The sequence below is a fragment of the Spirosoma daeguense genome (genome assembly GCF_054776875.1).
Map to the genome: position 1 here is coordinate 225692 of NZ_BAAHBF010000003.1, position 24846 is coordinate 250537.

The 24846-nt window shown below is 47.2% G+C and carries 22 protein-coding genes; 11 read left to right on the forward strand and 11 right to left on the reverse strand.

Translation table 11 applies throughout. From position 1 onward, the window contains the following. Positions 1-31 precede the first annotated feature (31 nt). The 10 genes from ACYVD4_RS10130 to ACYVD4_RS10175 all read right to left on the reverse strand — a co-directional run bounded on the left by ACYVD4_RS10130 (position 32) and on the right by ACYVD4_RS10175 (position 7822). Entirely contained in the window at positions 32-592 is a 561-nt protein-coding gene (locus tag ACYVD4_RS10130; protein ID WP_460945088.1) for a GNAT family N-acetyltransferase, read from the reverse strand. Positions 593-624: 32 nt separating this feature from the next. Then, the gene (locus ACYVD4_RS10135; RefSeq protein ID WP_460945090.1) at positions 625-2220 is read right to left on the reverse strand and encodes a PQQ-dependent sugar dehydrogenase; all 1596 of its coding nucleotides are present in this window, start codon (positions 2218-2220) and stop codon (positions 625-627) included. A gap of 132 nt (positions 2221-2352) precedes the next feature. Continuing rightward, complete coding sequence (locus tag ACYVD4_RS10140) at positions 2353-3453, reverse strand: mandelate racemase/muconate lactonizing enzyme family protein (RefSeq protein WP_460945092.1); 1101 nt, start codon at positions 3451-3453, stop codon at positions 2353-2355. Positions 3454-3463: 10 nt separating this feature from the next. After that, a complete protein-coding gene (locus ACYVD4_RS10145) occupies positions 3464-3886 on the reverse strand; it encodes a putative toxin-antitoxin system toxin component, PIN family (RefSeq protein ID WP_460945094.1) in 423 nt (140 codons plus the stop codon). Between the two features lie 4 nt (positions 3887-3890). Further along, positions 3891-4121 (reverse strand): hypothetical protein, encoded by a 231-nt coding sequence (locus tag ACYVD4_RS10150; RefSeq protein ID WP_460945096.1) that lies wholly within the window; start codon positions 4119-4121, stop codon positions 3891-3893. Between the two features lie 49 nt (positions 4122-4170). Continuing rightward, positions 4171-5304, reverse strand: a complete 1134-nt coding sequence (locus ACYVD4_RS10155; protein ID WP_460945097.1) for an amidohydrolase family protein — start codon at positions 5302-5304, stop codon at positions 4171-4173. Positions 5305-5325: 21 nt separating this feature from the next. Continuing rightward, positions 5326-5805, reverse strand: a complete 480-nt coding sequence (gene ispF, locus ACYVD4_RS10160; protein WP_460945099.1) for a 2-C-methyl-D-erythritol 2,4-cyclodiphosphate synthase — start codon at positions 5803-5805, stop codon at positions 5326-5328. Then, positions 5802-6203 (reverse strand): HEPN domain-containing protein, encoded by a 402-nt coding sequence (locus ACYVD4_RS10165; RefSeq protein WP_460945101.1) that lies wholly within the window; start codon positions 6201-6203, stop codon positions 5802-5804. The genes ispF and ACYVD4_RS10165 overlap by 4 nt, the downstream gene beginning before the upstream one ends. Further along, complete coding sequence (locus ACYVD4_RS10170; RefSeq protein ID WP_460945103.1) at positions 6200-6553, reverse strand: nucleotidyltransferase domain-containing protein; 354 nt, start codon at positions 6551-6553, stop codon at positions 6200-6202. The genes ACYVD4_RS10165 and ACYVD4_RS10170 overlap by 4 nt, the downstream gene beginning before the upstream one ends. Before the next feature lie 18 nt (positions 6554-6571). Then, on the reverse strand, positions 6572-7822 hold the full coding sequence (locus ACYVD4_RS10175) for a M16 family metallopeptidase (protein ID WP_460945105.1): 1251 nt from the start codon (positions 7820-7822) through the stop codon (positions 6572-6574). A 90-nt stretch (positions 7823-7912) separates the two neighbouring features. Between ACYVD4_RS10175 and ACYVD4_RS10180 the strand changes: the two genes are divergently transcribed. The 8 genes from ACYVD4_RS10180 (at position 7913) to ACYVD4_RS10215 (ending at position 19659) form a co-directional block, all read left to right on the forward strand. After that, a complete protein-coding gene (locus ACYVD4_RS10180; protein WP_460945107.1) occupies positions 7913-9037 on the forward strand; it encodes a tetratricopeptide repeat protein in 1125 nt (374 codons plus the stop codon). Between the two features lie 108 nt (positions 9038-9145). Further along, positions 9146-10117: a phosphotriesterase family protein gene (locus ACYVD4_RS10185; protein ID WP_460945109.1), complete on the forward strand. Its 972-nt coding sequence runs from the start codon at positions 9146-9148 to the stop codon at positions 10115-10117. A 330-nt stretch (positions 10118-10447) separates the two neighbouring features. Then, a complete protein-coding gene (locus ACYVD4_RS10190) occupies positions 10448-11059 on the forward strand; it encodes an RNA polymerase sigma-70 factor (RefSeq protein ID WP_460945112.1) in 612 nt (203 codons plus the stop codon). Between the two features lie 57 nt (positions 11060-11116). Further along, positions 11117-12142 (forward strand): FecR family protein, encoded by a 1026-nt coding sequence (locus ACYVD4_RS10195; RefSeq protein ID WP_460945114.1) that lies wholly within the window; start codon positions 11117-11119, stop codon positions 12140-12142. An 11-nt stretch (positions 12143-12153) separates the two neighbouring features. Next, on the forward strand, positions 12154-15636 hold the full coding sequence (locus ACYVD4_RS10200; RefSeq protein ID WP_460945116.1) for a SusC/RagA family TonB-linked outer membrane protein: 3483 nt from the start codon (positions 12154-12156) through the stop codon (positions 15634-15636). A gap of 84 nt (positions 15637-15720) precedes the next feature. Next, positions 15721-17187: a RagB/SusD family nutrient uptake outer membrane protein gene (locus ACYVD4_RS10205; RefSeq protein WP_460945118.1), complete on the forward strand. Its 1467-nt coding sequence runs from the start codon at positions 15721-15723 to the stop codon at positions 17185-17187. 85 nt (positions 17188-17272) lie between these two features. Then, positions 17273-17983: an SGNH/GDSL hydrolase family protein gene (locus tag ACYVD4_RS10210; protein WP_460945120.1), complete on the forward strand. Its 711-nt coding sequence runs from the start codon at positions 17273-17275 to the stop codon at positions 17981-17983. A 2-nt stretch (positions 17984-17985) separates the two neighbouring features. Continuing rightward, the gene (locus tag ACYVD4_RS10215) at positions 17986-19659 is read left to right on the forward strand and encodes an FAD-dependent oxidoreductase (protein ID WP_460945122.1); all 1674 of its coding nucleotides are present in this window, start codon (positions 17986-17988) and stop codon (positions 19657-19659) included. Between the two features lie 115 nt (positions 19660-19774). On the opposite strand, the gene ACYVD4_RS10220 is transcribed toward ACYVD4_RS10215, so the two are convergent. Beyond that, entirely contained in the window at positions 19775-21649 is a 1875-nt protein-coding gene (locus ACYVD4_RS10220; RefSeq protein ID WP_460945124.1) for a DNA polymerase III subunit gamma/tau, read from the reverse strand. 168 nt (positions 21650-21817) lie between these two features. Here ACYVD4_RS10220 and ACYVD4_RS10225 point away from each other — a divergent pair, with 168 nt between their 5' ends. The 3 genes from ACYVD4_RS10225 to ACYVD4_RS10235 are packed head-to-tail and all read left to right on the forward strand — an operon-like array spanning position 21818 to position 24846. After that, positions 21818-23107, forward strand: coding sequence for an extracellular solute-binding protein (locus tag ACYVD4_RS10225; RefSeq protein WP_460945125.1), 1290 nt, complete (start codon positions 21818-21820; stop codon positions 23105-23107). 60 nt (positions 23108-23167) lie between these two features. Then, complete coding sequence (locus ACYVD4_RS10230) at positions 23168-24019, forward strand: carbohydrate ABC transporter permease (RefSeq protein ID WP_460945127.1); 852 nt, start codon at positions 23168-23170, stop codon at positions 24017-24019. A 14-nt stretch (positions 24020-24033) separates the two neighbouring features. Then, complete coding sequence (locus tag ACYVD4_RS10235; RefSeq protein ID WP_460945129.1) at positions 24034-24846, forward strand: carbohydrate ABC transporter permease; 813 nt, start codon at positions 24034-24036, stop codon at positions 24844-24846.

The following is a 24846-nucleotide window of genomic DNA, read 5'->3' on the forward strand; positions in this document are numbered from 1 at the left end:
TGTAATCTCTAAATTCACTACGTCGTGAATTCTACTTTCCCAAATGCCAGGCCACGACAACCCACGTTTCACCAATCGTAGAGTCATAAAACTCGTGAATCGACTCAAAACCAACGCGGGCGTGGGCACGTAACGACCGGACATTATTGGCCGAAATATCGGTAATCAGCAATTGGTAGCGATTTCCGTAAACTTCCTGATGATGTTGAAACATCCGGTCGAACAACTGCTGACCGCGATAACCATCGGCCACGCAAACCTGCCCCATTACGTACCACGAATACTGATTCAATGGCTTCTCTTTATACGTCAACGTATTGATTAGCGCAAAAAGTGGCAACAGTTCCGGCACATCGGCCCCAAATTCGGGTAGCATGGTTAGTGCGTAACCAACCACCGTATCGCCATCTTTAGCAATAATACTCGGCGCTGCCTGATTCATACGTAGCAGCACACTTGGATCGTGTTCTACCGTAACAAAACCCTGACTAGCCTGTAAATCAGTTGATACGTTTCGGCGTAAATTAGCCTGTTGCAGGGTTAGAATACCTTGCACATCGGCCTCAGATTGAACAGTGGTAATAACAAGCATGTACTAAAAATAGATACGTTCGCCAACCTGACTTAGTTGGTGATTTTGTACATCATTCCATCAGAACGGGTAATAATGTAAAGTTCACCCTGCGCATCCTGACCGAATCGTAAATCAATTTTGCCGACCTGACAAAGGTCTTTCAACGTAGTGGGCTTGCCATCGAGCAGTAGCGGAAATTCGTAAATGATAGCCTGAGAACCTTCCCGAAGGTCGCTTAGATTAACAAAGAAAACCCGTCCCCGTACAATCTCGCCAAAGATATATTTGCCCTTTAACATCGGTAGCTGAGTGCCCGTATATTCGAAACCACCCATAATGGCATTGCCTTCGTCGTGATCATATTGTGCCACCGGATACGTATAACCAGCATCATCGGCAGGTAATGGGAAAACGGCGTTCACGGTTGTTTTGGGTTCTATCGAGAACGTGCCTTCACGCTCGGGCCAGCCATAATTTTTACCGGGTTTCAGCAGATAAAGCGATTCAATGTTTCGCTGACCGATGTTGGTAGCCAGGACTTTACCATCCTGCATCCATGAAATTCGGTTCGGATTTCGGAAACCGCTGGCATATACCTCGCTCAATTCGTTTTGACCCACAAACGGATTGGTTTTTGGAATTCCATACTGCCCGTTTTTACTATCCCGTCCGGTTGGATCGATCCGAAGAATTTTGCCCCATACGCTATTTTTATCACGGGCAATAAATCGGTATTCTTCTTCCACAGCTCCACCATCACCAATGCCGATATAAAGCAAGCCATAATCTTCATCGCCAGATTTGGCATAAGGATTAAACGCAATTTCCTGCATACCGTGAATCTGCGTAACGACATTTACACGCAGAATTTCGCGGGGTTTCCCAGTCACGCTACGTCCCGATTTATTGTCGATAGTCCATTCATTAATAATCCATTGTAGCTTCACCGGAATGCTATCGGCGTAAGCGAAATCGGCTTTTATCTGGCCGGGCGGTTCGGTATGAGTGGTGTAAAAAAGTCCATTCTGCGCAAAATCTGGATGGAAAGCGTAGCTCCCTAAACCGGTAGCCAGCCCCGGTACGTTCGTAAATTTGGGGAAATGCTGCTTGACGTCGAAAAAGACATCGGGCTGATTTTGGGCGTTCAGAATATAGATTTTCCCCTGCGAATCGGCTACCAGACTTTCCTTTGTGATCGGATGAAAGCCCATTTTGTTGATCCGCGTAAACGGCCGGATGTTATTTGTAGCCGGAAACTGGAGTACTTTTTTCAGATTCAGGTTAATATTGGCCAGTGGAATCGGGACTGGAATAGGATTTATGATCCCCTCTTTTTGCAAAACGGCTGATTTTTTTGCCGCAGGTGTTTTGAGGATATAGGCCACTAACTCTTGCATTTCACCCGGTTTCAATTGAGGAAAATCAGGCATGATATTGCCGAATTTCTTTGATTTTTCCAGCGCACGCGGGTGCTTCGCGTCGATCATCTTTTTAGGACTTTTGATGAACGCCGTCAGATATTGGGCATCAACAACACCTTTTAAACCGCTTAGTTGTGGGCCAATGCCATCCTGCTTGAACGAATGACACGTAGCACAATGGAGCGAAAAAAGCTTTTCACCCTTGGGTTCATTCTGAGCATTCACAGAACTGGAGTTGAACAGGCCAATTCCCGTGAACACGGTGAAAGAAAAAAGTCGTAGAAAGGATTTAGGAGCAGGAAAGTTCATGAGTCAACGTAGCAACGCCGATAAGGTAAAGGAATCAATCGCGAATGTTTAGGAAATGGTAACAGAGGGCATTCGTTTCAAAAAGGCGGAATCGACTTCGGCACCGATTCCGGGTGTTTCAGGTAGTTCAATTTGGTAACCGTCATACGTAATGCCTCCGTAAACAGGGTCGTCGGCATGTTCGAAACAGCCGTCTAAATCGTAAAATCGAACATTTTGTCGGGCCGATGCAAAATGCGCATTGGCCGTCAAGCCCAATCTCGACTCCGACATACAGCCAATCATACAGGGAATACCAGCCGCTTCGGCAATGGCGTTTATCTTAAGCGCTTCGAAAATACCCCCGCTTTTCGAGAGCTTGATATTAAAATAATCGACGGCTTCTTCACGCACAAGTCGAATGGCGTCAACACTGTCGAACAGGCTTTCGTCGGCCATAATCGGTACGTCCGAACGCTGCCGAATCTGACGTAGCCCGGCAATATCGTGTCGTTTTATGGGCTGCTCGCAGTATTGAACGTTCAGGCCGCCGATGGCTTTTAAGACCGCCGAAGCCGTTACTACGTCCCAACCCTGATTGGCATCGGTACGTATCGGTATTTGACCGCCAATTGCATGACGAATGGCTTCGATACGGTCAACATCATCGCGGAGGTTGGTACCCAGTTTCACCTTGATGGCTTCAGCACCTTTTTCCTGAATACGTAGCGCATCATCGACCATGCGTTCCGGCGTGTTGATGTAGATTGTTTCGTCGGTAATGAGCGTTTTTTTGCTGCCGCCCAGAAAAGCGTAAAGTGGCATTCGGGCCGCTTTGGCCGCAATATCGTACAACGCCATATCGAATGCCGAACGGGTAGTTGGGTGGGCGGGGAGGTAACGGATCAACGCTTGCAGACAACCCTCAATATCAAGTGGATTACGGCCTAGTAGTAGACGTGCCATATCATCGGCAGCCGCCAGACCCGATGCCTGTGTTTCGCCAACAATCATCCAGAACGGCGACCCTTCTCCCCAACCCGTAATACCTTCATCTGTCTGAATTTCAACCAGTATATTTCGCGCATTGTCAATAGTACCCAGCGAAATAGCAATCGGCGCTTTGAGCGGAATATCGTACCGATAAAGGGTAATAGCGGTAATTTTCATTAATGGCCAATTAATTGTCGAGAAAGTTATCGAGAATTGGTTTGAAATCTGCTAGTTGCACGCAATTGACTGAAGGAAACGGAATCTCTTTGAGCAAGCGATAATGTCGATCATTTGTGATGATGTAATCAGCATTAGCTGCTATGGCTGCATCAACAAATTTGTTATCATCAGGGTCGTTGACAATCAATAACCAATAAAACGATAACGGATTAATCCGAACTAAAGTGGGGAGATTAAGTAAGGCAATTAGGATAAATTCAGCATAATCGGGTGCATAAAATAATCCTAATTGCTCTTCGTATTCGGCCAATATTTCAGTCGTAACAACCAGATGGATCTCTCCATTTAAAATTGCATCGTATAACCAGCGATACTGAGATTTTCGAGGAACGGCAGCTAACAAACAGTTCGTATCAACAACAACGCGCATTGGATCAGGATTGGGTCGATTTTTTCAATGGGCCCTCCAGAATGTCGTCCATATCTTTTTGGGTCAATGCTCGTTTCGACCAAATTTCGTCCATTCTTGCATCAGCTTTTTGGGCGTAATACGTTACTATAAGTCGCTGGATTTCCTCGGTTTCCTGCTCAGATACAGGATGTTCGCTGAAGAAACGTAGCAGATGCATCTGCATTGAATTTAGTTTTTCTGGTAGCGCATTCATCTTGTATAAGCTGTTTATGCAAAAAAGTACAGTAACCAAATATACATTATTAGTTTGGAAACTGGCTTTTGTCGAGTCCTGGAATGATACGTAGCGCGTTCTTGTAATAGACTTTTTTCAGAATATCGTCGGGTAATCCCATGCCGTACATGCGCCAGAATGCGTGGTATTTTTTGTGGTAGGGAAAATACTCATCGTTGGTTTCGAGCACGCGGAAATACGTTGCGTATTCCGATGGAACCCAACTATCTTTACCAAACAGAATCCGGTTCTGGTATTTTTCAAAGAAAGCCCGGCTGGCTCTGGGCTGGCGACCCAATTCGGCAATGACGGCCCCGATTTCGACGTTCATGTTCGGGAAAACGGTCATGACGCTGTCGAGTCTTTTCAGGTCATTCGGATACCAGCCCATGTGTGCCGCAATGAAGGTGGTTTTGGGATGCTTGCGGAAAACGTTATGCTGTTCGGCCAGCAGTTGATCGAAAGGGACAGGGTCGTTTGGGCCGCGTTTCCGGCCACCGTGTAATTTAAGTTCGAGCCACCGTTCGTTATAGCGATCCATTGGGTCCCAGAACGATTTTGGGTCGGCGGTGTGAATCAATACTGGCACGCCCAATTCACCACATTTTGCCCAGATTGGGTCCAGACGTGGATCATCGACACGAACGCGGTTGCCCTTGTCGTCTTTTACACTAAAGCCTAAGCTTTTGTAAATTTTCAGCCCTTTGGCACCCTTCTTTACGTCTTCTTCGAGTGTTTTAACGGCCTTTTCTGTCCAGCCTTTATCGTTTACTCCTGAGAAGTTGATGTTTGTGAACAGCACCAGCCGTTTCGGATTGGTTTTCTGAATGTTAGTCAGTGCATTGTCGAAAAACTTGGTGCTTTCGACTTCGTTATCCGCAAATCCACGACCGCTCAAGTTCACCATCAGGCCCATGTTCAGTTCGTCCATCTGACCAATCAGCTTGCCCAGATCGCCTTTGTCCATCTGAAACTGGTGATTATGCACATCGATGAACGGAAATTTAGAGCGCGTCAGTTTGTGTTCCGGCACTTTCAGCGTCGAAACGGGGTCATATTCTTCAAAGCCCAGAGGTGCATCAGGTTGAGTCGACTTTGCAGATTGACCGCACGCCATTACTCCCGAAAGAAGAAAAACAGAAAGGTAGAGCAGACTTTTCATTGTCAGGTGGTTGTTTCGATTCTAATCTTTAAATATAAGTGCTACGCAGTGAGCCGCAATACCTTCGCTACGTCCAACAAAACCAATGTGTTCAGACGTAGTGGCTTTAATCGAAATATCTTCTTCTGAAATAGCCATTACCTCGGCCAGACAGGTTTTCATGGTCGGAATGTGCGGATTAAGTTTCGGCTCCTGCAACACAACCGTTACGTCGACATTCGAAATCTGATAGCCTGCACTACGTACCATGCGCAGTACTTCGGCCAGCAGGATTTTACTATCAACGCCTTTCCAGCGAGGGTCTTTATCCGAAAAATGGTACCCAATATTCCGCATGTTAGCGGCTCCCAATAGTGCGTCGCACAATACGTGGCACACTACGTCGGCATCGGAGTGACCAACAGGCCCGAATGTGCTTGGAATCTGAATACCGCCCAACCAGAACGGACGCCCTTCTTCCAGCCGGTGAACGTCATAACCTTGTCCTACTCGAATTTTCATAGGGTAAAACCATTGTCTCGTAAATATGCGTCAACATGGATTAAGAATTCTGTCGATTTTTCAACGGCATCCTGAGCGTCTTCTACTGAAATGTCGAAATCTATTTCATAATCGCTCCCCTGTCGAAGATTAAATAATTCAGTAATTGTATTGCTAGTTGTTCGAGCGAATAAACCTGTCTGTATAAACTGTTTTCGAAATTCAGTATGAGCACCCGTATGCGTTTTAGGGAGCGGCCCATTTGTTGTGAACAAAAGAGCAAGAATTCCATCAAACAGGGCGTAATACGCTCGGTTACAAGTGCCTTCAGCGCGATTGGCTGCCAGAAGTATTTGTGCATCGGCTAGGTTGTCTTTCGCTTTTTGTAAATAAGCAATTGCACGATTGCTGTCATTCATAGTAAGGCACCTTCCTGTTGCACAGATTGATAAAAAAATGTGTTGCCAGAATCGTATTTGAGACTTGTTGCCGGAAATACGGAAACCTCTACCGAATATTTGAGTGCAAGTGGGCCAATAGCTGGAGCCATACGTCTGACTTCTTTACCCGCTTGTACATTCTCATCGTTCAAAACCACCATATAATCCACATCAGATTCCGCATGAAAATCGCCACGAGCATAGGAGCCGTACAAAATAACACGGTCGAGCCGATTGCCGTACAACTCTGTCAACGTCTGTTTTACATCCTTCGACAAGGCACGTAGCTGATGGGCGGTAAGTGGTTTAGAACTATAGGCTACTTCCATCGTCAGTACTGATTTATATTATACGGCAACTTCTTCGGCGCGACGATAGTACAAGGTTGAACAGTTGTCTTTACGTAGCACCTGCTGGGCCATAGCCTGAATATCGACCGACGTAATTGCCTGAATCTGTTCCGCTTCCTGATTTACCAAGTCCGGGTTTCCTGCGTTGGCCGCGTAAGCCAGATTCATTGCCCGGTTCAATAGTTCAACTTCTGAAAATGCCAGCGTGGCTTCGGCCTGATTTTTTACTTTAGCCAGTTCTTCGTCTGATATCGGACTGTCGATAAATTCCTGAACAAGTGCTTCAACGGCGGCATCAGCTTCTTCGAGCGAAACATCATTGTTGAGCATTCCCTGAATAACGAGCAGGCCGGGGTCGATGGATGCGGTGATGTAGCAATTGATGCTGCTGAATATCGGATTGTCACGTAGCAGTTTCTGGTACAGACGCGACGATTTGCTACGTCCTAATAAATCGCTCAGGAGATCGACCTTATGAAAATCGGGGTCAAATCGGCCGGGCATATGGTAGGCTTTGTACAAACCGTTTAGTGGTACGTTGGCCGACATCTCCAGTTTACGCGCTTCCTGCTGAACGGGTTCGGAAGGCAACTGACGAACGTAAGGATCGCCCGCTGGAATCGGTGAGAACCACTTGGCACACAGTTGCTTTATTTGCTCAACAGTTACGTTGCCTGCCACTACCAGAATCGCGTTGTTGGGCAGGTAATATTTGAAGAAAAACGACTTCACGTCGTCTAACGTAGCGTCTTCGATATGGCTGATGTCTTTACCAATCGTGGCCCAGCGATATGGATGTTGCTGATAGGCCAGCGGACGAAGTTTGAGCCATACGTCGCCGTAGGGTTGGTTCAGATAACGCTGCTTGAATTCTTCGATAACCACTTTCTGCTGTACGTCAAGTGTTTTCGGGTCGAACGACAGACTTAGCATCCGGTCAGATTCGAGCCAGAACGCGGTTTCCAGATTGGCGGCTGGTAATGTAATGTAGTAATTTGTAATATCGGGGCTGGTGAAGGCGTTATTTTCGCCACCGACCTTTTGCAAAGGTTCATCGTAGGATGGAATGTGTTTCGATCCGCCAAACATCAGGTGTTCAAACAAATGTGCGAACCCTGTCTTGGCCGGATCTTCATCGCGGGAGCCGACGTTATATAAAATATTGACAGCAGCGATTGGTGTAGTGGCATCTTCATGCACAAACACCCGAAGGCCGTTGTCTAACACAAATTGTTCGTAATGAATCATAGGGTAATAGTTGGCAAACAGCCCTTATCAGTCAGGCACATTGAACAAAAGTACGCTTCCGGGCGTATAGAATCAAACGACATAATCTTAGTGAACAAATTGTCCCTTTTTAAAAACGTACTGCTGCTTCTCGCTGGGCTTTGGCTACCCATATTTTCGTCGGCGCAGGTGATCTCCGAGCCTATTACACAACAGACCATTCTGAAGACACTCGATAACATTTATAATCTTGAATTTGCTCAGGCCGATGCATTGATCCGGCAACTTCAGTCGCGTTATCCACAGCACCCAATTGGTCCTATTCTGCGGGCCACGCAGCTTGATATTCAGTATTTGCCTCTGTCTGAAAATAAAGCCGCTACGGCTCAGTTTATGCAGTTGGTTGGGCAAGCTATGGAACTGACGAAAAAAATGCTCGATAAGGATGAGAAAAACCCAGAAGCGGTATTTTTCATGCTTACCTGCCACAGTTATCTGGCTGCACTTTACCACAATCAGGGCGAATCGCTGAAAGCGGTGGGCGAATCGAAAAAGGCATATAGTTACCTGCGCGATGGCTTTAAACTGACCGAAAAAATTCCGGATTTTTACTTCACCACCGGCCTGTATAACTACTACGTAGAACGCTATCCTATTGATCACCCGATTGTAAGACCGTTCATGTTTTTCTTTGCCGACGGCGATATCGCACTGGGTATTAAACAAATGGACGTAGCAACGCGCAAAGCCCTGTTTATGCGGCCTGTTGCCAATTACTATCTGTCGCACGTATTGTTGAAGCACGAAACGAACGCAGGGCGGGCTGTTGGCTACATGAAATATCTGGTGGATAACTATCCGAATAATCCACTTTTTGCCATGACTTACGTCGAATCGCTCATGTTAGCAGGCCGTTACGTTGAAGCTCGCCCGTATGTTCAGCGACTTAAAACAATGCCTCATAAATTAGTGCCGCTAGCTTTTAATACGTTCTCTGGAATGTTGGCTGAGCAGGACGATAAAGACGACAAAGAAGCTACTACGTATTATCAGACAGCACTTAAACACCCTTTCGACAAAGGCTATACCAAAGAATATCAGGCTTTCGCCTATGCAGGTCTGGCCCGTATAGCGGCTCGGGCCAATGATCGAACTCAAGCCAAGCTGTATTATAAAAAAGCACTAGATGTAGGCGAATACAAATCGCTGATTAAGGAAGCGAAAGGATTTAAATGAGCGATAAGTGATGAGTAAGAATGAAGAAAAAATAAAAATAGTTTTGTAAATCACTCATCACTCATCACTCATCACTCATCACTCATCATGTTGTCTCGCCGGTCATTTTTGCGTAGTTCTCTGGCGGCTTGTAGTTTGCTACGTCGTCCGGAACGTATCGTATATACAGTGACAGGGGCAATGCCCGCTTCGAGAATGGGATTGACGCTCGTTCATGAACATGTACTGGTCGACTTTATTGGAGCGGATAAAATCACGCCAGATCGCTGGAAACACGAGAACGTAGTGGCGAAAATGCTGCCGTATCTGAAATCGTTGAAACAGTTAGACTGCCAAACCTTACTCGATTGCACGCCAGCTTACCTTGGGAAAGATCCCTTGCTTTTAAAAGAATTATCGGAACGTAGCGGCATCCGTATCTTGACTAATACCGGCTATTATGGCGCATCAGACAATAAGTATTTACCCGATTTTGTACGTAGTGAAACCGCCGACCAGCTCGCCGAACGCTGGATTGCCGATTGTCAAAACGACATCGACGGTTCGGGAATTAAACCGGGATTTATAAAAATTGGCGTCAATCCGGGTACTTTATCTGAACTGCATCGAAAACTTGTGATGGCGGCTGCCCGAACGCACAAACGTACCGGATTAACGATTTGCTCACATACAGGCCCTTACGTACCAGCTTTTGAACAGCTTGAGCTTTTGAAACAGGAAGGGGTTCGACCTGATGCATTTGTGTGGGTACACGCCCAGGGAAACAACATGGTTCACTACGGCCGTATGGTGCGTGAAGGAGGTTGGGTGAGTCTGGATGGACTTGACAGCAGTAATGTTGCTAAGTATGCCGATACGTTACTTCTGATGAAAGAAAATAAATTTCTTCACCGAACGCTACTCTCGCACGACGCCGGTTGGTATGACCCCGCTAAACCAAACGGTGGCTCCATTGATCGCGATTATACCGTTTTGTTCAGGAGCCTAATGCCCGCACTCAACAAACGAGGTTTTACAAAAAAAGACTGGAATCAGATTCTGATAGCAAATCCAGCCGAAGCGTTCGGAACTGGTATTTAGCTGATTGACGGATAAAACAGATTTTGTTGACTTACTTTCTGTGAAAGCGCTTCAACGAAGCGAAAAACAAAATCTGTTTTAATCCATCAATCAGTTAAACACCGCGAGGCCGCCCGGCGGTTCAGGGAACTGATTCCCTGTTACTTACAATACGTAGTGAAATTTTTTCTGAAATTATTGCAATCTGCATAAGGGTTTTTGCTGGGTGAGTGTGTCTACTGGTATTCGCGCTTGACGCACTTTTTAACCATTGGCACTCAATTCCTAAACATGCGGCAAAATGGTACCTTGCGGGTCTTTACGACTACCGAGTCACACCCAGATAAACGTATGGATTCACCTGTTCCGAATGAGCCTTCTGCTTCGGATACCGAACTATTTATTCGGCAGGCCTTCCAGACAGATGCCCGGCTGGGATGTGAATTGCTTTTTCGGCACTACTACGTTCCGCTGTGTAGCCATGCCGTTCGGTTTGTTGGCTCTAAGGCCATCGGCGAAGATCTGGTAGCCGACGTTTTTGAGCAGTTCTATTCGGAGCAGATTTTTCAGAACATTACGTCGTCGTATAAAGCCTATCTCTATAAAACGGTACGTCACCGGGCCTACAACTATCTCCGCCAAACACTACGTCGTGATACCGATCTGGAAATGGCGCAATATCAGGACGTAGCAGATGCCCAACAGCCCGACGCTATCACGCATTACGAAGAACTGTATCAGGACGTAGAACAGGCATTGCAAACCTTGCCCTTGCAACGACGACGTATTTATCTGCTGCATCGATTCGAAGGCAAAAAATACGCGGAAATCGCCGAAGAACTTGGCCTTTCGATACGTACAGTAGAAGTACAGATTCGTCAGGCCAGCCATCAATTGCGGAATCTGTTGAAAGATAAATGGCTCCTTTTGCTGCTTTGCGGGATTTTGCAGCAGCTACTCTGATCCGATAATCAGCTACTCAACTCAGGACGCCTATCGTTCTGAAAACTAAGACTATCCATGAACGAAAGCATCAATAAACAGCGACTTTTCGACTATTTCGCCGGGAAAGCAACCACCCTGGAGAAACAGCAGATTGACGAATGGTGCCGCGACCCTATCAACGAAGAGCAGTTCTACAACTGGCTCGACGAATGGGAACTGAGCCATCTTCAATACACCGCCAGCCAGCCCGTTGCGCTGGAGCGATACCACAGCTTTTTGTTTGCAGGCCAGCCGAACGATAATCAGCCAATAGTTGCTGATTCTGACAAAGTGACGGAGCGACCACGTAGCGTTCTGAATCGTCTGTCGTGGTGGGGATGGGCGGTAGCGGCATCATTGCTCATTATGCTGGGGCTTTTTGGGTTCCGGGAACAATTGCTGAATCAAACCTACACAACTGAATATGGAGAAACACGGTCGCTGACACTCGCCGACGGTAGCAAGGTTGTTTTAAATGCGAATTCATCCCTACGCGTGCCCCGGTTTGGATTTGGTTCCCACGGTCGGGATGTACATCTGTCTGGCGAAGCTAACTTTTCGGTCATTCATACAATTGATGATCAGCAGTTTATCGTACACACGGCCAAAGGTGTAAACGTAGTAGTACTAGGCACCGAGTTTACGGTTTTTACTCGCCCCCGCGAAACAAAAGTGGTTCTTGCCAAAGGGAAAGTATTAGTAAACTACCCAACCGCTACGCAACAAATTGGCCAGTTGATGCTTAAACCTGGGGACCTGATTACTCTCGACGGACGCGGACGACTGAAACGATCTACAACCCATCAGCCTAGTGACCATGCCGCCTGGCAACGCAATCAGTTTGTTTTCGATCATACCACACTCCAGCAAGTAGGTCAGCTATTGACCGAAAACTATGGTATTCATGTCCAGATAAACGGCGATACGTTATCCCATCAAACCCTTACCGGCTCTTTTCATGCCGAAACCGCCGATGAATTACTTCAGGCTATCTCAGAAGTGCTGGGTATCAACGTAGTACGGCATGATGACCAGGTAGTTTTAACTGATAATACTTTTTAAACCCTCATAAAATGAAGAAAACGTACCTACTTCGTTTGACTCCTCTGCTAACCATTTGCTTGATCACCGGCCTGTCGGGTACAGCTCAGCCGCTGGCGATGGCCCGATTGCAATCGGCTCGACAACAGAGAGTTGCAACACAGTTGGCCCCCACTGTTCGTCAGTTGAAAGATGTGCTGATCGAATTGAAGACGCATTATAATGTCGACATTCTTTTTGCTGACCGGGCGGTGAACGGCTTAACTGTTTCACAACCAATCAATTTCTCGGCTGCCATCGAGCGAAATCTGGATGCTGTCTTAAAACCCACCGGATTACGTTACAAGAAAATAAAAGCCGGTACGTATCTGGTAACCGAACGTAAGTCGGAGAAAAACAACCCGCGTACGTCTGAATCGCAGGGGTTTATCGATTTCGAAAACGAGACGGCTGAGTCAGAACGTAGCGTAGTTGCTCAGGAAGTTAACCTTCTGTCGTCGCTGCAACAAGCACAACGTGCTGACATACAGATAAAAGGCCGTGTTACCGATACTGAAAAAGGAGAAGGATTACCGGGCGTAAGTGTACTCGTAAAAAACTCAACACGCGGTACAACCACCGATGCCAACGGAAACTATCAGCTTGCAGTACCTGATCAGAACGCTACGTTGGTGTTCAGTTTTGTGGGATATGAACGGCAGGAAGTGGCTCTGGGCAACCGAACAACGGTGAACGTAGCACTGGCCGTTAGCGATAAAACACTGAGCGAAGTTGTGGTGGTAGGGTATGGTCAGGTAAAGAAAAGTGACCTGACAGGAGCCGTGGCAACAGTGCCGATGGATGAACTTCGCAAAGTAGCTGCTACGTCACTCGATCAGCAATTGCAGGGCCGGGCTGCCGGTGTGCAGATTACCCAGAATTCGGGTTCGCCCGGTAGCGGCACCACCATCCGGATTCGGGGAGGAAACTCGATTCAGGGTGATAATGAACCGCTCTACGTGATCGACGGAATTCCGTTTAAAAACGACGGAGGTAGTAATGGATCAAGCTTTAACGTATTGAGTACGTTGAATCCGAGCGATATTGAATCGATTTCGGTACTGAAAGATGCTTCATCCACAGCTATTTATGGGTCGCGGGGAGCTAATGGCGTGGTTATCATCACTACCAAACGGGGTAAAGCCGGTCGGTCAGTCGTTAATTTCGATGCTTACTACGGTATTCAGAACGTCCGGCGTAAATACCCAGTCATGAACGCCCGCGAATATGCTCAATTTGTCAATGACGCTAATACGAACGAAGGCCGGGCGGCTATCTATACGCAGGACCAGGTGAATGCGTTTGGCGAAGGTACCGATTGGCAGGATGAGATATTTCAGCAGGCACCCATTCAGAACTATCAGTTATCGCTCAGCGGGGGCGACGAAAAAACACAGTACGCCATTTCGGGAGGTTATTTTAAGCAGGGCGGTGTTGTAGTAAATTCGGATTTTGATCGTTTTTCGTTTCGGGTTAACCTCGACCGTAAACTGACTGACCGGCTTAAAGTTGGCAACAGCCTGACCGTTAACCGAACGGTTACGAATCAGGCACGTAGCGATGGCGATCTGGGCAGTGCGGGTCTGGTAACGATAGCCGCTCTGCAATTTCCGTCTATCCTGCCAGTCTATAACCCCGACGGTACGTATTTGCTCACTAGTCCGGCCCTGCCCTTCACCGCCGATAATCCGGCTGCACTGGCCCGCAATAGTAAAAATCGGAATACGGCTTTCCGTACATTTGGCAACGTATTTGCTGATTATCAGATCATTGAAGGGCTGTCGCTACGTGTTCTACTGGGTCTCGACGCCGTTCTTCAGAAACAGGATTCATACCTGCCTCGCTCGGTTTCGAGTGGTTTAGCACAGGGCGGATCGGCCTCAATTTTTAATGGGCAAGCGGTTACCTGGTTAAATGAAAATCTGCTGACCTATACCCGAACGTTCAACAGCACCCATAACGTGAGCGCTTTGGTGGGGTATACGCAACAGGCCAACCGTACTGAAAATAGCACAGCGTCGGCCCGTAATTTTGTAAACGACAATCTAGGATCGAGTAATCTCGGTGCGGCTTCTGTGCCATTGGTTCCCTCGTCGGGCATAGGAACCTGGGGATTACAGTCTTATCTGGCACGCGTCAATTATGGGTACCGAGACAAGTATTTGCTAACCGCCAGTTTCCGGGCCGATGGATCGTCGCGGTTTGGGGCCAATAAACGCTACGGTTATTTCCCATCGGCGGCAGTAGCATGGCGGGTGAGTGAAGAAGCATTTCTGAAGAATTCCAGCGTAGTGAACGATCTGAAATTACGGGCTACGTATGGATCAACGGGTAATCAGGATGGTATTGGGAATTACCCAGCTTACTCGTTGCTTGGCACCCAGAATTATGTATTTAACAACGTAGTATCGACGGGTATTGGCCCGAGCCAGATTGCTAACCCCGACTTATCGTGGGAAACCACTACGCAGGCTGATTTCGGTGTGGATGTGGGGTTGTTGAACAACCGGATTACCGTATCTGCCGATTTGTACCTGAAACGTACAAAAGATTTATTGCTGAACGTAACAATTCCGAGTACATCGGGCTATTCAAGTGCTATCAAAAACTTGGGTCGTGTTGAGAATAAGGGCGTAGAATTGAGTATTTCGTCGCGTAACATCGACAAAGCGTTTAAATGGAATACAGATTTGAACCTGGCTGCGAATCGCAATAAAGTGCTAGATATTGGCGGGGCACCGCAGATTTTTGCCGGACAGGTTGCCAACATCGGGCAGAACCTGACGTCGGGAATTATCCGCGTGGGCGAACCGTTGGGATCGTTTTATGGCTACGTAACAGACGGTCTCTACCAGACTACCGACGAGCTGAACACGATTGTTGACCCGCAGGCACGTAAACCGGGCGACCGTAAATACGCTGATCTGAACGGCGATAAAAAAATCGATGATAACGATAGAACCATCATTGGCCGGGCACAACCCAAATTAGTTTATGGCCTGAATAATACATTTTCGTATAAAGGGCTGGAACTGACCGCATTTTTTCAGGGAGTTTATGGGAATAACATTCTGAATGCCAACCGATTTGAGCTGGAATATCTGAATGCTACGTCTAACCAGGATCGGGATATGCTGAATCGATGGACGCCCACCAATACCAATACCGATATTCCTCGTGCATCGACTACGCGCCCGGCCAACCGGATTTCGACCCGACAGATTGAAGATGGTTCTTATTTGCGGTTGAAGAATATTCAGCTTGCGTATAATCTGCCCCAATCGGCGTTGAAAACACTGAAAATTCAGTCGTTACGGGTGTATGCATCGGCGCAGAATTACCTGACCATCACCAACTATTCAGGTTTCGATCCGGAGGTGAACCGGTTCGGTCAGGATAGCCGTAGTCAGGGTTTCGATTACGGTAGCTATCCATCGGCAAAAACCATTCTTTTTGGTCTTAACGTTGGCTTTTAATTAAAGAGCGAAAGTGTGAAAGAGTGAATGAGTTATAGACCTAATCGCTCTTGATACTTTCCTCGATACCTTAACGACACTGACATGAAATTACATCTTGCATTAACCGAAACAGCCGGGCGAAACCGTTCGCTCTTTCTCTCTTTCACTCTTTCGCTCTTTATTTTCTCCTGCGAAGTGCTGGATAAAACGCCCGAATCGAACTTTACGCCCGAAAATTTTTACCGCAACGCCGACGATGCCAAAGCCGCCGTCAGCACGGTATATGATCCCATGAATTCGGCCAATATGTATGGGCAGATCATGTGGATACTTCAGGATCAGGCTACCGACGATGCCGAATGGGGCAACGGTCGCTCAACGGCAAACCAGCCCAAAAACGATCTGGATAAATTCGCCTTTACACCTGCTACCGTTACGTTTCAGTCGCTCTGGACAACGGTTTATCAGGGAATCAACCGGGCCAATACGGTGATTGCCCGCGTACCAGGTATTGCGATGGACAATAACCTGAAGGCGCAATACGTAGCGGAGGCCAAATTCATGCGCGGATTTTACTATTTCACGCTGGTACGCCTGTTCGGGGGCGTTCCCGTAGTGTTGAATGAAACCACTTCGCTCAATAACCTGAACGTATCACGAGCATCGGTTGAGGATGTGTATAAGCAAGTAATTCAAGACTTTACGGATGCCGAAACCACACTGCCGCTCCGATTCACGGGGGCCGATCTGGGCCGGGCCACAAAAGGTGCAGCAAAGGCATATCTGGCGAAAGTATATCTGACTCGTCAGGAATGGGCCAAAGCGTCGGCCAAGGCGAAAGAAGTGATCGATTCGGGCGTGTATGACCTTTGGACCAACTTTAATGAAGCGTTTTTGCTGGCCAATAAAAACGGGAAAGAAGCGGTTTTCGAAATACAGGCTCTGGGCGGGGGCGTTGGCGAAGGTAGTCTGATGCAAGGCTACATGCGCCCAAACTTCGACCGGTTAAATGGCGTAGCGGGTTTTGGTGACGATCCTGTCACCGAGAATTTATACCGAACCTACCCGGCCGCCGATAAGCGACGTGACGTAACGATCAGAATATATTCGGCAACCACCACACCGGCGGCTCCAGCCAGTGTCGTGTTTCCGGGTTACGTGTACAAATACCTCGACCCAACCGCTACCGGAAATAACGACGGGGCCAACAATTATCCGCTTATCCGTTATGCCGACGTATTGCTGATGTATGCCGAAGCACTGAATGAGCAGACGGCCGGAAACGCTGAAGCATACGCGGCTGTCAATCGGTTACGTAAACGGGCGGGATTGGTAGACTTGGCTGGCCTGACACAAGACCAATTCCGGGACGCAATCTTACTGGAACGTCGGCTTGAACTGGCCTTTGAAGGTCACCGCTGGTATGATCTGGCACGTACCAAACGACTTATTAGTGCCATGAAAGCACAAAACCCAACCATCATTGTGCAGGATCGCCACTACCTCTTTCCAATTCCGCAAACGGAGCGGGATGCGAATCCATCGCTGGATCAAAATCCGGGTTATTGATTGAAACCCCACGGTAACGGCCTACCGTCCTAAATCCCTCCCTCACGGGCGAGGGATTTAGGACGGGGTTTATTTATATTTCTTTATGATACGTCGCAACTTTCTGCAAGCAGCATTAGCCATTACGTCTTACGGCTTGCCAAAGCCTAAACACGTAGCGTCAGCAATATCGCCTACCATTATTAATGCGGGGGTTGGGGGGAACAATACGGTCGATTTGCTGGCACGTATCGATACCGATTGTCTGGAGCACCAGCCAGAACTGACTATTCTTATGGTTGGGACGAATGATGTGAACAGCAAAAAATACGTTCCCTTACCCGACTATGAGCGAAATCTTCGTACCATTGTCAGTAAAATACTCACTATAAAAAGTCAGTTGGTGCTGATGACCATTCTGCCCGTTTACGAACCCTATCTGATGACTCGTCACGATCCTGCGTTTTACAAACCTGAAGGCCACGCAGCTCGCAAACAGGCCATGAACAACGTAATACGGAACGTAGCAACTGACAATCGATTGCCGTTGATCGATATGCACCATATTTTCGATACGGTCGGTATGATCGGTCTGGACGCGGCAAGTCTTATAAAAAATGAAGCCAACAGTGGTAAAACCGATGGTATACATCCAACACCGAACGGTTATCGAACGATGGCAGTGGCTATTTATACGTTCCTGATTCAGAATCAATTACTCAAAAATAAAATCGTTTGCTTCGGCGACAGTATTACCAGAGGAGACAGCGATGGTCAGAATTACCCGGCCTATCTTCAGAACCTGACTAAATCCTGATTATGAAAAAATACGTTCTCTTTCTTAGCCTTATCTGCGGTCTGGTTTCACTTACCGGCACTACGTTCTCTGTACAACCAACAACGGCCCCAACTACCGCCGTGAGGCAGGCTGATGTTATTATTTACGGCGGTACGTGTGCGGCTGTTACGGCGGCTGTACAAGTCAAAAAAATGGGCAAATCCGTTATCGTCGTTTCGCCAGATAAACACCTCGGTGGGCTTTCATCTGGTGGTTTGGGTTTTACTGATACAGGTAATAAGGAAGTGATTGGCGGGCTCTCGCGGGAGTTTTACCAGCGTCTGTATAACCATTACCAGAAACCGGAATCGTGGCAATGGCAGAAACGGGAAGAATACGGCAACAAAGGTCAGGGAACACCCGCCATCGACGGAGGTAGTCGCACGATGTGGATTTTTGAGCCCCATGCCGCCGAGCAGGTTTTTGAGGATTTTGTGAAAGAATACAAACTGACTATCTATCGCAACGAATGGCTAGACCGGTCGGCCAAGGGGGTGCAGAAAAAAGATGGCGTGATCCAATCTATCCGAACGCTAAGCGGGAATGTGTATCAGGGGAAAATGTTCATCGACGTTACGTATGAGGGTGATTTGATGGCTGCTGCGGGGGTGAAATATCACGTTGGGCGCGAAGCCAACAGTGTTTACAATGAAACGCATAATGGCGTGCAGGTAGGTGTTTTTCAACATGGCCATTACTTCAAAAAAGACGTAAGTCCTTACAAAAAAGCGGGTGATCCTGCCAGTGGTCTGCTTCCTGAAGTATCGTCCGAAAAACCCGGCCCGAACGGTTCCGGCGATTCGAAAATACAGGCTTACTGCTTTCGAATGTGTTTGAGCAACCACCCCGACAATCGGATTCCTTTCCCAAAACCCGCTGGCTATAATGCAGATCGGTACGAACTGCTAGCCCGTGTATATGCGGCCGGTTGGGGCGAAACGTTCCAAAAGTATGACCCGATTCCAAACCGAAAAACCGATACCAACAATCACGGACCGTTCAGCACCGACTATCTGGGCAAAAATTACGACTACCCTGACGCTACGTATGAACGCAGAAAAGCGATTATCAAAGATCATGAGTTGTATCAGAAAGGGTTGATGTATTTCCTGCAAAATGACCCACGCGTGCCCGCCGATGTTCACGAAGCGATGCAACAGTGGGGCTTACCCAAAGATGAATTCAAGGACAATGGCAACTGGCCGCACCAACTTTACATCCGCGAAGCCCGGCGTATGTTGGGGGTGTTTGTCATGAAAGAAATTGATGCGTTGGGGAAAACCGACGTACCGCAACCTATTGGCATGGGATCGTATGCGCTAGACGCCCACAACGCCCAACGTTTTGTAAAACAGGATGGCTTCGTACAAAACGAAGGCGACATTGGCGTGCATCCCGACAAGCCGTATTCTATTGCCTACGGCTCGATTTTACCCAAAGAAAACGAGTGTAAAAACTTGCTTGTACCTGTTTGCTTATCAAGTTCGCATATTGCCTTCGGGTCGATTCGGATGGAGCCAGTCTTCATGATTTTGGGCCAATCGGCGGCTACGGCAGCGGTTCTGTCGATCAACAATAACGTATCACCCCAACAATTATCCTACGACAAGCTTAAAGACGTATTACTAAAAGACAAACAGCGGCTTACATTATAGTCTGAACCGGAATTTTAACAAGATTGTAAAGATTGGCAGGATTGGACTACGTAACGAGAAGTTACACAGACAACAAAATCCTTTAAATCCTTCTAATCTTGTTAAAATTCCGGTTCTAATAATCAACTTCCAGATTCAGCAATTTTCTGAATTCGTGAAGAGCCGGATTTTTCTCGGCCAGAAAATTGAATTTGTCCTGTGAGCTGTAAATCATTTTCTTGACTTCCTGCACCACAACTTTTTGCTCAATCTGAATCTGCCTGTTTTGAAGTTCGTTACGTAGGTAGCCTAGCAAATCAGGTTTTAAGTCGTTCAGAAAATCGACCTGAAGCGTATTGTCGAGCGTCAGGTGAATAGTGGTTCCTTCTAACGTTAGTTCACGATTCAGCACCACCTGCTCTGACGTGTTGTCGTTACGTTGTCGACGGAGTCGGGCAAATGTATTCCAGGCATCCTGCAAATCCTCCTGAGTGAATGGTTTGTCGGGGCGAGTTACAGATTTTGCAGCAGGCGTTTCATCTACATTGGCCGAGGCCGCTATAGGCCCTGTTGTTAGCGAAACCGTTGAACGTAACCGACTTGTTGCCGGACGGGCAGGCGGAGTAATTACTGGATTAGTCGACGTACCGTTACGTACTGCGGTGGCCGTTTCGACACCATTCGTTCCTATCGGATACCCATTCGACGTTGCTACGTTAGCAGGCGAAGGCGTTGGATGGTAACCATTTACCGGCTCACTGGTGGTAGGGTGCGATTCGCTTAACTGGCCGTTTGACTCAGGCTGGGGTTGCGGATTGGCGTTTTTTTTTTCGGTTACTAACGTACTGCTTCCGTTTGTATCGCTGATGGCTGATTTGCTGAGGGGTAACTCCGGTAGTGCATCCCAATCTAGTACGTTACGTAAGTTAGCCAGTTTCATCAGCCAGAGTTCAACGTGTAATCGCTGGTCTTTGGCCTGTTTGTAATTCATATCGCATTGGCCGCCCAGACTCAACGCCGATAGTAAAAATGACATCGGCGCTTTTGCTGCCTGATCGAGATATTGCCGACGAACGTTTTCGGTGACCTGTAGCAACTGAACCGTGGCGGCATCTTTACAAACCAGCAAGTCGCGGAAATGTCGGCAAAGGCCAACTACAAATAGGTGCCCATCGAACCCTTTTCTTAGAATTTCATCGACGGTGAGCAACGTTTGCGGTAGGTTTCCGGCCAGCAATAAATCGGTCAGTTTGAAATAATAATCGTAATCAAGGATGTGCAGGTTATCAAGCACTTCCTTATAGCGAATAGTCCGATCAGTCGAAAACGTTACGTTCAGGTCGAACATCGACAACGCATCACGCAAACCCCCATCGGCTTTTTGGGCAATCAGGTCGAGGGCTTCTGTTTCGGCCGAAATTTCTTCTTTATCCGCAATTTTCGCCAAGTGATTCGCAATGTGCTGTGGCTGAATTCGGTTAAAGTCGAAAATCTGACAGCGCGACAGAATCGTGGGCAGAATTTTATGCTTTTCTGTCGTCGCCAGAATAAAAATAGCGTAGGAGGGAGGCTCTTCCAGCGTTTTCAGAAATGCGTTGAAAGCCGCCGACGAAAGCATATGCACCTCATCGATAATATAAATCTTGTATTTCCCCGATTGTGGTGGATAACGTACCTGGTCAATCAGATTACGGATATCTTCAACGGAGTTATTCGAAGCTGCATCTAACTCATGAATATTGAATGAGGCACTCTGATTAAAGCTTACACACGATTCACACTGGTCGCAGGCTTCGCCTTCGGGGGTTAGGTTTTGGCAATTGATGGTCTTGGCCAGAATACGGGCGCAGGTGGTTTTGCCAACACCACGCGGCCCACAAAACAGAAACGCCGACGCTAAGTGATTGGTCTTGATGGCATTCTGAAGTGTAGTTGTAATATGCTCCTGCCCCACAACGGTGTCGAAGGTTGCCGGACGGTACTTGCGGGCCGAGACCACGAAATTTTCCATACTCAAAGTTAACAAGGTCGGCTTGGATTTCAAACGTAATAGGGCGACGGAAGCGGATAGAGTTGCGTATCGGCTCCCCATTTAGGTAGTGCCTTATCTGGCTTATTTGAATACACGTACAACTATTTATAGATTTCTCTGTATTATTAGACGTTAGTTTGTGTAGTTATGCGGTATTGGTTGCTGGTTTTAACTTTTCTGGTTCTAGGATGTAATCGCGAACAATCGGCGAATCGTGTGTTAACATTCTGGTGCTCAAACAATGCCGGAGAAATTGCCTTTGCAAAAGAATTTTCCGATCAATGGCAACGTAACAGACCCGACAAACCGCTATTTTATCAGCCCATCCCCGAAGGGCAGTCGAGCGAAGAAATTATTCTGGCGTCGGTGGTTGGTAAAACAACACCTGATATTTACGCCAACATGTGGCAGGGTAGTGTAGAGATGTATGCCAAAGCAGGTGTGCTTATACCGCTCGATACGTTGAAAGGATTTACGGATTTTCTCCGAACCCGTTGCGATAGTGCGGTGATTAAAGAAATTACTTCGGCCGATGGTCATATTTATCAGATGCCGTGGAAAGTAAATCCGATTATGCTGCTCTGTAATACCCGTGCTGTCGATAAGCTACGTAACGCGCAGCCGCCCTATACCTACAATCGATATTTTGAAGCGGGACGCCAGTTTACGGTCGATAAAAACGGCGATGGTTATGCTGATCAATGGCTGGGATATACGGAAGTAAAACCGATCTGGTACGAACGCCTTTTTAACTTTTATCCGCTCTATCTGGCTGCTTCAAACGGTGCTCCGCTAATTGTCAATAACCGGGCGGCTTTCAACAATCAATACGCAATTGAGGTATTTCGGTTTTTACAGACGCTGTATAAAGACAAGTATTTTGCCCGCGAACGACTTTCTGCCGCCCGCGATCCGTTTCTGGCCGAACGTATCGCTACGCAATTTACGGGTCCATGGACGGTTTCGTTTCTGGAGAAATTCAAAGATAAAGGGTTTGAGTATGGTACGTATGCCATGCCCGTTCCTAACAACCATCGTGGCCCGGTCTACACCTATGGTGATCCTAAAAACATTGTCATTTTCAATACGTGTCGCGATCCGCAGGCAGCGTGGGAATTTGTAAAAACGATGGTCGATAAAACGGGCGATTTGAAATTGATGGAATTGACCAACCAGTTTCCACGCCGACGTAACATTGATTCTGACCCATATTTCGCGGATTTTCTGGCGAAGAATCCACGACTACGTCCGTTTGCCGAACAGGCGCGTTACATCAAAGGTGTCGATAACTGTGAAGTGATCGTTGAGGTTTTCGACATCATCTCGCAGGAATACGAAGCCTGTGTCATTTTCAATAAAAAAACACCCGAAGCCGCTATTGCCGATGCTGCCAAAGCGGTGGATGTACTTTTAAATAGCGAAAGAATGAAAGAGTGAAAGCTATTCGGTAGCCAATTTTCGCTCTTTCATTCTTTCGCTATTTAAACACTTACACTTATGAAGAAGTGGACGCCTTACCTGCTGGTTTCGCCATATATACTGCACTTTGTTGTGTTTGTGGCGTTTCCGGTTGTGTTTTCAATCGTGCTGACCTTCCATAGCTGGAATATCATTTCGCCGATGGAGTATGTCGGTCTGGCGAATTACGAACATCTTTTCAAAGACCGATTGTTCTGGCAAGCCGTCTGGAATACAGTACGTTTTCTGATTGTTCATATCCCGTTGCAGATTGGACTGGCGCTGGCGCTGGCCGAGTTGCTGAACCGAACTGTGCGCGGGACTTCGTTTTTTAGGGCGGCTTTCTTTCTGCCGGTTATCGTGTCGGGCGTGGTAGTTACGATTTTGTGGCAACAGTTGCTGAGTTTTAATTCAGGAATTCTGAATCGGATACTGACCGAATTAAGTATGCCTCGTGTGGCCTGGCTCGACGATCCGAACGTAGCAATGTATTCAATTGCGGTTATGGCAACCTGGAAAAACGTTGGTCTGTACACCATTCTGTTTCTGGTAGGGCTGCAATCGGTTCCTGTTCAATATTACGAAGCGGCTGATCTGGAGGGTGCCACGAGTTGGCAGAAATTCAGGCATATTACGTTACCGATGATCAATCCGACCATTTTCACCGTAGTGGTCTTATCGACCATTGGCGGGTTTTCGCTGTTTGTGGAGCCTTATATCATGACCGGCGGTGGCCCAATGAACTCAACGCTGTCGGCTGTGATGTACATCTACCGACAGGCGTTTCAGTATTATCACATGGGTTATTCCGCTACGTTAGGCTTCTGCTTTGCGCTGATTATTCTGTTTGTAGTAATTATTCAGCGACGCTACGTAGAACAGGAAGTGTAGCTATGAATTTCGTTATGACTCGAACCCTACTAAAATACGTACTACTCACGCTGGCGGCATTGTCGTTTATCTATCCGTTTATCTGGATGCTAAGCGCGTCGTTATCATCCGAAAACGGATTGGCGGAGTTGACTCTGTTACCCGTTGATTTTACGATCAATAACTACGTAACGGTTTTTACCAAAATTCCCCTCGATCGGGCTTTTTTGAACAGTGCTTTTGTTGCGATACTAACCACTACGTTGGTGCTTGTTTCGGGAGCTATGGTTGGCTATGCAATAGCGCGACACCGTTTTGCAGGGCGTGACCTGATTTTCTATCTTATCATTTTTTCGATGACATTGCCGTTTCAGATTACGCTGATTCCCAATTATATAACAATGGTAAAATTAGGCTGGGTCGATACGTATCTGGCGTTGATTGTACCGTTTTCGCTCAGTTCGTTGTCCGTATTATTGTTTCGACAAGCCTTTCAAAGTCTACCCGAAGCACTCATCGAAGCGGCTCGGATGGATGGAGCCAGTGAATTACGGATCATTTTTCAGATCCTCGTCCCAAACGTTTTACCTACCGTTTTGACCATCACGATTCTAACATTTATGGGTTTGTGGAACGAAGCCTTGTGGCCGCTGATCGTGATTCGCGACGAATCGACAATGACCATGCCGCAACTTGTTACGTTATTTTCGGTTGGTGGTCGGGCCGAAGCGCAGTTGGGCGTAAAAATCGCGGCTGCGGTGATGCTGGCCATTCCAATCGTGATTTTGTATCTCTTTTTTCAAAAGCATTTCATACGTAGCATGGCCTCGTCAGGAATGAAAGACTAG

What these genes read in the sequence shown, in the direction of transcription:
- ACYVD4_RS10130 (WP_460945088.1), bottom strand. Translation starts at nt 592, where the DNA reads ATGCTTGTTATTACCACTGTTCAATCTGAGGCCGATGTGCAAGGTATT.
- ACYVD4_RS10140 (WP_460945092.1), bottom strand. Translation starts at nt 3,453, where the DNA reads ATGAAAATTACCGCTATTACCCTTTATCGGTACGATATTCCGCTCAAA.
- ACYVD4_RS10145 (WP_460945094.1), bottom strand. Translation starts at nt 3,886, where the DNA reads ATGCGCGTTGTTGTTGATACGAACTGTTTGTTAGCTGCCGTTCCTCGA.
- ACYVD4_RS10150 (WP_460945096.1), bottom strand. Translation starts at nt 4,121, where the DNA reads ATGAATGCGCTACCAGAAAAACTAAATTCAATGCAGATGCATCTGCTA.
- ACYVD4_RS10155 (WP_460945097.1), bottom strand. Translation starts at nt 5,304, where the DNA reads ATGAAAAGTCTGCTCTACCTTTCTGTTTTTCTTCTTTCGGGAGTAATG.
- ispF (WP_460945099.1), bottom strand. Translation starts at nt 5,805, where the DNA reads ATGAAAATTCGAGTAGGACAAGGTTATGACGTTCACCGGCTGGAAGAA.
- ACYVD4_RS10165 (WP_460945101.1), bottom strand. Translation starts at nt 6,203, where the DNA reads ATGAATGACAGCAATCGTGCAATTGCTTATTTACAAAAAGCGAAAGAC.
- ACYVD4_RS10170 (WP_460945103.1), bottom strand. Translation starts at nt 6,553, where the DNA reads ATGGAAGTAGCCTATAGTTCTAAACCACTTACCGCCCATCAGCTACGT.
- ACYVD4_RS10175 (WP_460945105.1), bottom strand. Translation starts at nt 7,822, where the DNA reads ATGATTCATTACGAACAATTTGTGTTAGACAACGGCCTTCGGGTGTTT.
- ACYVD4_RS10190 (WP_460945112.1), top strand. Translation starts at nt 10,448, where the DNA reads ATGGATTCACCTGTTCCGAATGAGCCTTCTGCTTCGGATACCGAACTA.
- ACYVD4_RS10195 (WP_460945114.1), top strand. Translation starts at nt 11,117, where the DNA reads ATGAACGAAAGCATCAATAAACAGCGACTTTTCGACTATTTCGCCGGG.
- ACYVD4_RS10200 (WP_460945116.1), top strand. Translation starts at nt 12,154, where the DNA reads ATGAAGAAAACGTACCTACTTCGTTTGACTCCTCTGCTAACCATTTGC.
- ACYVD4_RS10205 (WP_460945118.1), top strand. Translation starts at nt 15,721, where the DNA reads ATGAAATTACATCTTGCATTAACCGAAACAGCCGGGCGAAACCGTTCG.
- ACYVD4_RS10210 (WP_460945120.1), top strand. Translation starts at nt 17,273, where the DNA reads ATGATACGTCGCAACTTTCTGCAAGCAGCATTAGCCATTACGTCTTAC.
- ACYVD4_RS10215 (WP_460945122.1), top strand. Translation starts at nt 17,986, where the DNA reads ATGAAAAAATACGTTCTCTTTCTTAGCCTTATCTGCGGTCTGGTTTCA.
- ACYVD4_RS10220 (WP_460945124.1), bottom strand. Translation starts at nt 21,649, where the DNA reads ATGGAAAATTTCGTGGTCTCGGCCCGCAAGTACCGTCCGGCAACCTTC.
- ACYVD4_RS10225 (WP_460945125.1), top strand. Translation starts at nt 21,818, where the DNA reads ATGCGGTATTGGTTGCTGGTTTTAACTTTTCTGGTTCTAGGATGTAAT.
- ACYVD4_RS10230 (WP_460945127.1), top strand. Translation starts at nt 23,168, where the DNA reads ATGAAGAAGTGGACGCCTTACCTGCTGGTTTCGCCATATATACTGCAC.
- ACYVD4_RS10235 (WP_460945129.1), top strand. Translation starts at nt 24,034, where the DNA reads ATGACTCGAACCCTACTAAAATACGTACTACTCACGCTGGCGGCATTG.